Annotated in this window: 8 protein-coding genes; 2 read left to right on the top strand and 6 right to left on the bottom strand. The window is 40.8% G+C overall.

Features of this window, described 5'->3' with window-relative positions; all coding sequences use genetic code 11:
- Positions 1-29: 29 nt before the first annotated feature.
- From Q0I54_RS08635 to Q0I54_RS08625, 3 genes are all read right to left on the bottom strand, one after another.
- Positions 30-626, bottom strand: coding sequence for a DUF2806 domain-containing protein (locus tag Q0I54_RS08635; RefSeq protein WP_296118042.1), 597 nt, complete (start codon positions 624-626; stop codon positions 30-32).
- A gap of 230 nt (positions 627-856) precedes the next feature.
- Entirely contained in the window at positions 857-1,036 is a 180-nt protein-coding gene (gene rpmF, locus Q0I54_RS08630; protein ID WP_021737685.1) for a 50S ribosomal protein L32, read from the bottom strand.
- Positions 1,037-1,175: 139 nt separating this feature from the next.
- The gene (locus Q0I54_RS08625) at positions 1,176-2,366 is read right to left on the bottom strand and encodes an acetate kinase (RefSeq protein WP_296118039.1); all 1,191 of its coding nucleotides are present in this window, start codon (positions 2,364-2,366) and stop codon (positions 1,176-1,178) included.
- Between the two features lie 319 nt (positions 2,367-2,685).
- Between Q0I54_RS08625 and Q0I54_RS08620 the strand changes: the two genes are divergently transcribed.
- Both Q0I54_RS08620 and Q0I54_RS08615 read left to right on the top strand, forming a co-directional pair.
- Positions 2,686-3,987 (top strand): nucleotidyltransferase family protein, encoded by a 1,302-nt coding sequence (locus Q0I54_RS08620; protein ID WP_296118036.1) that lies wholly within the window; start codon positions 2,686-2,688, stop codon positions 3,985-3,987.
- 383 nt (positions 3,988-4,370) lie between these two features.
- Entirely contained in the window at positions 4,371-7,835 is a 3,465-nt protein-coding gene (locus Q0I54_RS08615) for a pyruvate carboxylase (protein ID WP_296118035.1), read from the top strand.
- Positions 7,836-8,094: 259 nt separating this feature from the next.
- Here the strand turns inward: Q0I54_RS08615 and Q0I54_RS08610 are convergent, their stop codons facing one another.
- The 3 genes from Q0I54_RS08610 to Q0I54_RS08600 form a co-directional block, all read right to left on the bottom strand.
- Complete coding sequence (locus Q0I54_RS08610; RefSeq protein WP_296118032.1) at positions 8,095-9,336, bottom strand: DNA polymerase IV; 1,242 nt, start codon at positions 9,334-9,336, stop codon at positions 8,095-8,097.
- A 63-nt stretch (positions 9,337-9,399) separates the two neighbouring features.
- A complete protein-coding gene (locus Q0I54_RS08605; RefSeq protein ID WP_296118030.1) occupies positions 9,400-10,887 on the bottom strand; it encodes a hypothetical protein in 1,488 nt (495 codons plus the stop codon).
- Between the two features lie 125 nt (positions 10,888-11,012).
- A complete protein-coding gene (locus Q0I54_RS08600; RefSeq protein ID WP_296118028.1) occupies positions 11,013-12,008 on the bottom strand; it encodes an aldo/keto reductase in 996 nt (331 codons plus the stop codon).
- Between the last annotated feature and the right edge of the window lie 225 nt (positions 12,009-12,233).

Here is a 12,233-nt window from a genome sequence, read left to right as displayed (position 1 = left end):
GTATCTTACGTTCAACCTGTATAAAATTTTCAAAGTTCATTAATTTCTGCTTGACTTTTTATTTGCAGACTATTTTTATCGTAAGGTACAAACACTATTTGATTCGTTTCACCCGGCTCACCTGTTTCCGCTATTTCAGAGAATAATATTTTCATGCCACATATCTTCTTAAATACTAAAGCCAATTCTGGGGTTATTTCCGACAGTATTCGAATCATACTAGTAGGTGTTTTTCCTGGTTTTTCAAATTCCTTTGCTAATATTTTCCCCCATATTACTTGTATTTCTTCTTGAGATACAAATTTTGCCGAATCCATAAAACGATCCAGCCACTCTTCATTTACCATTGATTTTCTCGAAAAATCAGTCTCAGGAATTGCATTATTAATTGCTATTTCTGCTATTGTTCGTTGATTTTTAATTTGTTTTAATTCTTTTTTTGCATTTAACAAATAATATAGCTTTGCTTCAACGGATAAATTTGATTTTTCTAATTCTTCAGCATACATATCCACTGCTCGTTTATTCAACCCTATATACGGAAATAGCATTCCACACAATTTCATCGTATTTTCACTGTCTATAACCTTTTCAGTAACAGTTTCTATCAATTTATCAATAGCCATTTATTCTTCCTCTTTTGTTACAATTCAGTTAGCTTATCTATATATTATACAGCTTGTTCAACTTTCCCGCCACTATAATCAAACTATTTTTCTTCGCATTTACACAAAAGTATCCGCATTTGCAAGTTTTCTAACATACTTATATAAATTTAGTTAAAAAGGAGTCTCCCCACGCAAAAAAGGAGTTGAGATTTCTCTCAACTCCTTCATTTCATTACATATTCTGCTAATTAGTCAACTGCGATGATCTCTTTTTTATTGTAAGAACCGCAAGCTTTGCATACTCTGTGTGGAACCATAAGCTCGCCACATTTGCTGCATTTTACTAAAGTCGGAGCAGACATTTTCCAGTTTGCTCTTCTTCTATCTCTTCTACCTTTGGAAGATTTATTTTTTGGACAAATAGACATCTCGTTACACCTCCAATTTATCTGAATCTAAGTGAATTGTTCTGAATCACACTCAGTTGATTATACACAGAACATTATCCCTTGTCAACAGATTTTTTTCATTTTGTGTAATTTTTGTGTGATGAGTGAACTGATATAATTATTTTACTAATGCTACTGTCTCTCTTGCAATTGCAAGTTCTTCGTTTGTCGGGATTACGCAAACTGTTACTTTGGAATCCGGAGTAGAGATTACAATATCATCGCCTCTCTTGCCATTTGCTTCCTCATCTACAGTAATTCCAAGGTATCCAAGGTATGCTAATACTTTATCACGAACAAGCGGAGCGTTCTCGCCGATACCTGCTGTAAATGCGATTACGTCTACACCATTCATTGCTGCTACGTAAGAACCGATGTATTTTGCTACGCGGTAGCTGAATACTTCGATAGCTGCTGCTGCACGCTCGTTTCCAGCTTCCATTCCTTCCTCAAGGTCACGGAAATCACTGGAAAGTCCGGAAATACCCTGTACACCTGATTTTTTATTTAATACGTTCATGACGCCTGCGATATCAAGGTTCTCTTTTTTAGCGATGAACTCCATGATAGCCGGATCAATGTCACCGGAACGTGTTCCCATTACAAGACCTTCCAACGGTGTAAGACCCATAGATGTGTCTACACATTTGCCGTTTAATACAGCACTGATGGAAGCACCGTTTCCAAGGTGAGCAACGATGATCTTGGAATTGTTAAGATCTTTGCCAAGGAACTCTGCAACATGTTTGGATACGAAGCTGTGGCTTGTTCCGTGGAAACCGTATCTTCTTACTTTATATTTCTCATAGTACTCATATGGAAGTCCGTAGAGATATGCTTTCTCCGGCATTGTCTGATGGAAAGCAGTATCAAATACACCAACCATCGGTACACCTGGCATCAGCTCCTGGCAAGCATGGATACCGATTAAGTTTGCCGGGTTGTGAAGCGGTGCTAAGTCGTTGCACTCTTCTACTGCTGCAAGCATCTCCGGTGTGATAACTGCAGAAGAAGCAAATTTCTCGCCACCGTGTACGATACGGTGTCCAACTGCATTTACTTCTGCAAGGCTTGCGATTGCGCCTGTTTTCTCATTTACAAGAGCGTCAAGTACAAGCTGGATAGCTTCTTTATGTGTAGGCATCGGAGCCTCTGTAATCTCTTTGTCAAGACCTGCTTTCTGATATGTAAGTCTTCCGTCAATACCGATTCTCTCGCAAAGTCCTTTTGCAAGTACTGCCTCTGTGTCAGAGTTGATCAGCTGATATTTCAGTGATGAACTACCACAGTTGATTACTAATACGTTCATTATTTATGTTCTCCCTTCATTTTTCCTTTGACTTTCCGTCAAAATACCTGTCTTATCCATTATATCTCAATTTTCTTGTTTCGCAAGAGGTTACCAGATGGTTTTTTGTAAGTTTTTGCTCTTGCATCTGTTTTCATACACTAATTTTTATCAAAAAAGTCAAATCTCATCTGTTTTCCACGCAATTTTGTTTGTTTTTCTGCATGTTTCATGCTATGCTTTTTCCTATAAAAACGTACAGATTGCATGTTTGCATTGTTACGTGCGTCACTTTGTCTGCATGACAAACAATTTTATAATTTTAGGAGTATCAGACACAATGAATGTCACAGGAATTATCGCAGAATATAATCCGTTTCACAACGGACATGCTTTTCATATAGAAGAAACAAGAAAAAATACGGACGCCGATTACTGTATCGCTGTCATAAGCGGTAACTTTGTCCAACGTGGCGCCCCGGCCCTGGTAAATAAATATGACCGGACAAAAATGGCTCTTGAAAATGGCATAGACCTTGTCATTGAACTGCCTGTAATTGCTGCCACTTCCAGTGCGGAATCTTTTGCCCTTGGAGGTGTCTGCCTGCTGGATAAACTCGGTGTGGTATCCCATATCAGTTTTGGTGCCGAAGCAGATACTGCTTCTGATATTGAACTGCTTGGCAGATTAGCTGACTTTTTTGCTGCTGAACCACCTGCATTTCAGAAATATCTGGAGCAGGAATTGAAGTGCGGATGCAGTTTTCCGGCTGCCCGGGCAAAGGCTGCCCTTAACTGTCTTCAACAGCTAGATTCTGGTTCAATGAATGATACACTTGCTCAGTTTGAACACCTGCTCGGATCACCAAACAACATCCTCGCTATCGAATATATGAAAGCAATTCATCGACACGACCTTAAATTGAAACCATCTGTCGTTACCCGAACCGGAGCAGGCTATCACGATGCCGATACAGATACTGAACTTGCCAGTGCTTCTGCCCTGCGCAAATTTATTTTTCAGGATAATTCCTGCCAGAAAACTGATTCCGAAATGCTGAATCAAATGCTGACACACACGGTTCCTGATTCCGTTCGTGAACTTCTGCTAACTGCGCATAAAAACCATGCTTTTTTGCAGGAAGATGATTTTTCTGATCTGTTATATTATGAACTTTGCCGTAAGTTCCTGCATTCAGCTTTTTCTGATTTAGATAGTGATTATACCGATTTGGAACAGCGTATTGCAAATAAATTAGAATCTTTCACCTGCTGGTCTGAGTTTGTATCAGATTTGAAAACGAAAAACCAGACTTATACAGCCATCAGTCGTCATCTGCTGCACTCCTTCCTTGGCATTGATGCAAAACTTCTGGCTGCTGCAAAGAACTGTCATTATGCACCATATGCCCGCATTCTAGGTTTTCGAAAGGATGCTTCGCCTTTATTAAAGGAATTGCAGGAGCACAGTCAGATTCCGCTGCTGCGCAAAATTGCAAAAGAACGTCAGACACTGACACCTGAACAGCAAAATCTTCTGGATCTTGATGTTTATGCCAGCGATCTGTACAATCATATGCTTTTTTCAAAAAACAATATTCAACGGAAGAATGAATATCGTCAGCCTCTGATCATCTTATAATGCACATTTCACATCGAACGCGCGTGAAACTTGGTTTGTGATTCTGACCAGCGTAAGCTGGCAGGATTGCACATCAACATATCTTTTGCATTTTCATCATCGTTCCATGCATTTTCCATGACGTCACCGCTTTACTATCTTGCAGTAAATCTTGCATAATATACAATTATCTTTTCTTTTTTTGCATCATTCAGAATATTTTCCTGCATTTTTACTCGTTATTTATTTAACATTATCATTTTTTCGCACTTTTTTGAATTATTTTGTTTTTTCTCTTGCATTTTTCTTGCAACTTCCATATACTTTCAATTATGGTGTCACACAATGGCACTAAGGGGAAATTTTTTTAATTAAAATATGTAAAATTAAAAGGAGTATGACACATGAACAATCAGGTACAGATCAGAAAGTTCAAAAAAGTTCTGGTAGCAAATCGTGGTGAGATCGCCATTCGTGTATTCCGAGCCTTAAACGAGCTTGGAATCACAACCGTCAGCATTTATTCTAAGGAAGACCGTTATGCACTCTTCCGTTCCAAAGCAGATGAATCTTATCCGCTGAATCCGGAAAAAGGACCAATCGATGCCTATCTCGATATTGATACCATCATCAAGATCGCACTGGCAGCAAATGTAGATGCTATCCATCCAGGTTATGGATTTTTGTCAGAGAATCCAGATTTTGTAGATGCCTGTGAGCGAAACGGCATTGTATTTATCGGCCCTTCCAGCCAGATCATGAATGCAATGGGTGACAAAATTTCTTCTAAAAAAATGGCAATCGATGCTCAGGTACCGATTATTCCTGGTGTTGATTATGCAATCAAAGATATTGATACAGCGACAAAAATCGCAGCAGAAGTTGGTTTTCCTATTATGCTGAAAGCTTCCAACGGTGGTGGCGGACGTGGTATGCGTATCGTAAATACTATGGAAGATCTGGAGAAAGAATTTAACGAAGCAAAAAATGAATCCAAAAAAGCTTTTGGTGATGACAAGATCTTCATTGAGAAATATCTGCGTGCGCCAAAGCATATCGAAGTTCAGATTTTAGGTGATAATTACGGAAATGTTGTTCACCTGTATGATCGTGACTGTTCCGTACAGCGCCGTCATCAGAAAGTAGTAGAATATGCACCTGCATTCTCTATCCCGGATGAGACCCGTCAGATTATTTTCGACTCTGCGATCCGTCTTTCCAAAGCAGTTGGCTACCGCAATGCAGGTACTCTGGAGTTCCTGGTTGATGCAGACAACAACCCATACTTTATCGAAATGAATCCTCGTATCCAGGTGGAACATACGGTCAGCGAGGAAATTACAAATATTGATCTGGTTCAGTCCCAGATTCTGGTAGCGGAAGGTTATCCGCTTGATTCTGATGAGATCAATATCAAATCTCAGGATGATGTTCACTGCGATGGTTACTCCATCCAGACCCGTGTCACCACAGAAGATCCTGCAAATAACTTTATGCCAGATACCGGTGAGATCACTGTTTACCGCTCCGGTTCCGGAAAAGGTATCCGTCTGGATGGTGGTAATGCCTACACTGGTGCTGTCATCTCACCTTACTACGATAGCCTTCTGGTAAAAGCAATCTCCCACGACCGCACGTTTGCCGGTGCTGTTCGCAAATCGATCCGTACCTTACAGGAAATGCGTATCCGTGGTGTAAAGACAAATATTCCGTTCCTGATCAATGTACTGCATCATCCGACCTTTGTTGCCGGAAAATGTTATACCACCTTCATTGAGGAAACACCGGAGCTGTTCCAGCTCACACAGAGTCAGGACCGTGCGACCAAGATTATTGAATTCATCGGTGATCGTATCGTTAACTCCCAGAAAGGTCAGAAACCACACTATGAAAACCGTGTGCTTCCAAAACTGGATCAGACAAAACCGGTCTATGGTGCCCGTGACGAATTCCTGAAGCTTGGTGCAGAAGGTTTCATGCAAAAAATTCTGAAAGAAGATAAATTATATGTAACAGATACTACTATGCGTGATGCACAGCAGTCTCTGATGGCAACACGAATGAGAAGCAAAGACCTGTGCGGTGCCGCCTATGCCACAAACGCATACATGCAGAATGCTTTTTCTGTCGAAGCATGGGGCGGTGCTACTTATGATACAGCATACCGTTTCCTGAAAGAATCTCCATGGAAACGTCTGGAACTTCTCAGAAACCGTATGCCAAACACTCTGATCCAGATGCTGCTGCGTGCTTCTAATGCCGTTGGATACAGCAACTATCCGGACAATGTTGTTCAGGAGTTTATTAAAATCTCCGCTTCACATGGTATTGATGTGTTCCGTATTTTTGATAGTCTGAACTGGGTTGAAAATATGAAAATGCCGATTGACGAGGCATTAAAAACAGGTAAGATCGTTGAAGGAACCATTTGTTATACCGGCGATATCACAAGTCCGAAAGAGACAAAATACACGCTGGATTATTATGTAAATATGGCCCTTGAACTGGAATCCTTAGGATGTCATTCCATTGCCATCAAAGACATGGCAGCACTGTTAAAACCGCGTGCCGCAAAAGAACTCGTAACTGCTCTGAAGAAGGAACTTCATGTGCCGCTCCATCTGCATACACACGATTCTACCGGAAATGGTGTCAGCACGGTTCTGATGGCAGCTGAGGCAGGTGTAGATATCGTGGATCTGGCGATTGAATCTATGTCTTCCATGACAAGTCAGCCTTCCATGAATGCGGTTGTAGAAGCCCTGCGCGGAAGCAAACGTGATACGGGGCTCGATTTTGAGGAACTGGATGAGCTCAGCCGCTACTATGGCCGCATCCGTAAAGTTTACGAGCAGTTTGAAAGTGATATGAAAGCTCCGAATGCCGAAATTTACAAATATGAGATTCCTGGTGGACAATATTCCAACCTTTTGGCTCAGGTTACAAGCATGGGTTCTGCAGATGAATTTGAATCCATCAAAGCATTATACAAAGATGCCAATGATCTGCTTGGAAATATCGTAAAAGTTACTCCGACTTCGAAAGCTGTTGGTGATCTGGCCATCTTTATGTTTAAAAATGGCCTGACAAAAGAAAACATCCTGACTGCAGGTGCAGGACTTTCTTATCCGGATTCTGTCGTCTCCTACTTCCAGGGTATGATGGGACAGCCTTACGGCGGATTCCCGAAGGAGCTTCAGAAAATCGTTCTGAAAGATATTGAACCGCTGACAGACCGCCCGGGTAAATCTCTCCCACCGGTTGATTTTGAATCCATCAAAAAGCATCTGGTTGAGAAATATAATTATGGTGATAAATCGGAAGAAGTCATGAACCAGAAAGCGATCAGCTATGCCCTGTATCCGAAGGTTTATGAAGATTACTGCGAGCATTTCCAGATGTACAATGATGTAACCCGTCTGGAAAGTCATGTTTACTTCTACGGATTACGCAAAGGCGAAGAGACTTACCTGAATATCGGTGAAGGAAAGCAGCTTCTGATCAAATATCTGGAGGAAGGTGAACCGGATGAAAATGGTGTCCGTACCCTTACATTCCAGGTAAATGGTATGCTTCGTACCGTCAAGATCCAGGATAAGAATCTTGAGATCAAAGCTGACCGCAAGCTGAAAGCTGACAAGACAAACCCGCAGCATCTTGGTTCTTCTATCCCGGGTACGGTTGGAAAAGTTCTTGTAAAAGAAGGCGATGCAGTAACAGAAAACATGCCGCTTCTCACTGTAGAGGCCATGAAAATGGAGACAACTGTTGTATCCAAGATTACCGGTACCGTTGACAAGATTTACGTTCAGCAGGGAGATACTGTATCACAGGATGATCTGTTGATGTCCTTCCATATTGCGAAATAAGGTATAACGTCCGAAAACGAAATTAGTATAAAGAAAACAACATAGCAGACACGGGCGCTTTTCTATCTCTGTTGCGCCGCTTATCTCCGGCTTTCTTCGCGAACTCGTACGCAAAATCAGCGTACTCAGACACACTACGAAAGCCGGGCTAGGCGCAACAGATCTCACGAAAATCTGCCCTACCGTCTTGCTATGTTGTTTTCTTTTTTACATATCTCCGTTTTCTACGCTATGAAGCCACTGACGCAACAGACTCTGCTTATACGCCCTTATGAATGGCATCATCTCCATAACGTTTTTTTATTTTTGCAATAGCATCGTCTAAACTTGCCAGTTTTTTCTGTTTCTGCGCTTCTTTTTCACGCCGCAGTTCTTCCTGTTTTTCCTGCTCCTGATACTTGCCCAGGTCAAACAGACTAATCTGTGTCGGTTCTTCTTCATCCTGCAACTTGGTAGTTCGGATTCCAAGCAAACGGATTGGTTCACCGTCCCAGAGTTCGTTAAACAGCTGACAGGCACACTGATAGATTTCTGAGACTTCCGCCGTTGGTGTCAGGATCGTTGTCTGATGCGATACCGAACGAAAAGAAGCATATTTGATTTCCGTGCTGATCTGTGCTGCCAGAAAATGATGTTTTTTCAGGCGCACTGAAACACTGGTCGCCAATTCTTTTAATACAGCGTATGCCTCTTCTTCTGTCTCTGCATTGTTCGCCAGTGTCGTGGAATTTCCCACACCTTTGGCTTTTGGTTTTTCTTTTACAACCTGTCCTTCATCGATGCCGTTTGCATAATTCCAGAGCATTCCGCCATGGCTTTTCAGCCAGCTTTCTACCACAGCTTTATCCGTACGCGCCAGATCTCCAATCGTGCGGATTCCCATTTTCTGCAACAATTTTGCACTGCTTTTTCCACACATATGTAAGGAACCGATTGGCAATGGCCAGAGTTTTTTCTGGATTTCACTTACATATAAGGTATGGACTAAATTCGGTTTTTTGAAATCCGATGCCATTTTTGCCAATACTTTTCGATCCGAGATTCCCACGTTTACTGTAAATCCAAAGGTGTCATATACGCTGTCTTTAATATAAGCGGCTGCTGCCTCTGGGGTCGGAAACTGACTTCGAATTGGTTCAAAAGACATATAACACTCATCGATGCTGACCTGCTCAATTTCGTCACAGATACTGTGCAGATAACGCATCAGTTTCTGACTCATTTCACGGTAATAGGTGTGATCCGGTGGAACCATCACAAGTGTCGGACATTTTTGAAATGCGCTGGCAACGGTTTCCGCCGTCTGAATTCCAAAAGCCTTTGCCGGAATGGATTTTGCGACGACGATTCCATGACGGGTTTCCTGATCTCCGCCTACAATGGACGGAATCGTGCGCAAATCCAGTTTGCTTCCGTTTTGTAGTTCCCGCAATGCGCTCCAGCTTAAATAGGCGGAATTTACATCGATGTGAAAGATGATAGAATTATCGTTTATTATCATAGTATCTCCCAATGCCCACTATATCTACTGCCATTCAAGAATGCCCTCGGCATTCTTCTTTTTTTATAACTGTGCCTTTATCCATGTCGCTAATTTTTTTCGCTTATATTTTTTAGCAAAATCAATTGGCTGCTTCCCATCAAATGTATGTAATTTTAAATCTACTACCGGCAGCTTCATCCAAAAATCATATAGTGGACGCAATTCTTCTTCTGTAAACGGCAACACCATCATCAGTTCAATCGGAAGTACATTTTTCTCCCCTGCCTGATTAGGATCCGCACCTGCTTCAAACAGTTGTTCACAAAGTTCTGCTGTCTGCAAAACATCGTAATTTTTTCTTTGGAATAACGTATGATATGGTCCATCAAAATCTCTTGTTTTCTTTTCTAAAATACAATTTTTCTTTTCCTTATTACATTTTGACAGTAAAAACGAAGATATTTCATAGCAGCTTCCCATATCCGGGTTAGAAAGAGCATAGTAAATCAAGCCTCTGTCATAAAAGTACTGCGTTGTGTCGCCCTCACGAAATCCCTGTAAAAACTCATCTGTCGTTCCCCATGCTGCAATCCAAGCAATATCACGTTTTATGATGTGTTGTAACTTACCTGAGGAATACACCTTTTGAAAAAGCTCATCAGCAAATAACTCTGTATCTGCAATACTTTTCTTCTTTCCGTTTTCTTTTAATGTAATTTGAGGAATTAAATCCGGAATCTGATTCAGATACCCATAGTTTTCAGGATAATTTACCAGTAGTTCGCCATTCTGTTTATGTCCACAACGATATAACTCATATTCTTTGCAGAATGATTTTACATTTGGAAGTGCTATTGTTTCAAACAATTCTGCTCCAAAATAATGCTCTGCCAAAGCGAACAGACCGTGTGCAAAAATATTAATCACTTTATTATATTTTTCATTTCCATAGCCGATATATGTAGTATTTTCTGTTACACGCTGTTCTTCTATACATATTTGTTCTATAAGTTCTGTCAGATTTTCTGTACGTTTTTCCCACAAATCCATAAGATACTGAACAATTAAAACATCATACTTACGCTGTTTTCGAGCCAGAAACTTTTCTGCCAATACAAGGGCTTCATTCATCATCGTTTCATCTTTGTAAAATATTCCCATAAACAGATTCGGAATCGTATCATATGGGACTGCCGTGCCACAAAGGCCAAGACTATGTGGCACCGCTTTTTCCACAAATTCCCTGTCATTACAGGCTAATGCAGTTACAGATACGCCAAAGAACCTCACATGATTACATCCTCCATCTAAAGTTGCACTCGATGCAAAATGCAGGCGGTTTCCCTGATAAATTCCATAGAACATATCGGAAAAATCTCCGCTTTCACAGGACAAACAACTTCCAAGATAACTCAATTCATCCGCAGCATTCCGACATTGTTGAAACAATGTTTCCTGAAATCGAAACGGCTCTGTAAATTCCGGAAACTGTTCAGATTCTTTTTCCTCTATTGAATATATAGACAACATTTTCTTTAACTGTTTTGCTATCTCCTCACACTGTTTCATCGTTTTTCTCCCTACTTTTCAAAATGTAAATACTGTAAATATTCCAAATATCTTCCGTATTCCTTCTGCTTAGTTAGCAGCAAAAAGCGGCTTATTCCTATCGTTTATCTTGATCAATGTCTCTATTATTCTTCCTGCAGGTTTAGATATTGATTTTCCTCCTCAGATAATTCCACTGTAAATGTACGTAGATTTTCTTCCAGTCGGAATGCTTTTGTTGTACTCACAAGCACATATATATTTAAATTCTGCCGAAACATCCAGGCAAGTGCAATCTGTGACAGGGTGCAGCCTTTTTTCTCTGCTAATTCTTCACAGCGTGCCAGACGTTCAAAATTATCATGGCAAACATAACCTTTCACACAAAATGAATCTAATATTTCTGCCGCCTGTGCTTCCTGACTGCTCTTGATTTTGCCAGCCATTAACCCACGCGCAAGACTGGAATATGCAATGATTGGCATTTGATTGTCTCGATACCAGTTTCTGGCCGCTTTGTTCTGTTTTCCGGTTATGGTTACACAGTTACCGCCCCATGGATCAGCCACCTGCTCTGCCAGTCCAAAATGAGGACTGGAAACAGAAAATCCCTGAAGCTGATGCTCTTTTGCATAACGATTTGCTTCTTCGATTCTCTCATGTGTCCAGTTTGATACACCAAACACTTTGATTTTTCCTGCTTTTTGCAGTTTATTTAATGTATCGATCATTTCGCCGACTGGTGTTTTGGGATCATCGCGATGCAAGAGATAGATATCGATATAGTTTGTCTGTAATGCCTGCAAGCTCTCAGCCAGTTCTGTCTCAATCACCTTTCGATTTACGCACACAGAACCGTCTGAATCACAATTCCCACATTTACTGATCACCACTACCTGTTCACGATTGTCGCGTCGCTTCATCCAGCCGCCAAGTGATTCTTCTGCCCTTCCATAGCCTCTTGCTGTATCAAATGTATTGATTCCTTTTGCCAACGCTGCATCTAATAGCTCATCTGCATTTTTCCCTTCTATCATCGGACCGATGGCTGTGCCAAAGATCATGCGTGAAACTGGTTTTTCCAGTCCTTGTATTTTGCCATATCTGCATAGTTTGCCACTTTCATAAATATCGTTCCCCATACTATCCCTCTTTTTTCTCAGACTAGTGTTTTTCCTATTGTAACATACTATCTTTTTTCATTCCATTCTTATCTTGACATATATAGATGTTCGATATATATTATATATAGATAATCTATATAGCAAAATATGAATTCTGGTTCATTTAGCTAAAGTTCCATAAGCAATTACAAATGGAGATACTTTTAACTAAATACCGATACCCATCTATTTCAAAGGAGGATT

Source organism: uncultured Eubacterium sp., assembly GCF_934295145.1.
Taxonomy (GTDB): Bacteria; Bacillota; Clostridia; order Lachnospirales; family Lachnospiraceae; genus Eubacterium_I.
The sequence above is the reverse complement of the archived record's forward strand: the minus strand, read 5'-3'. Positions and strand labels throughout refer to the sequence as shown.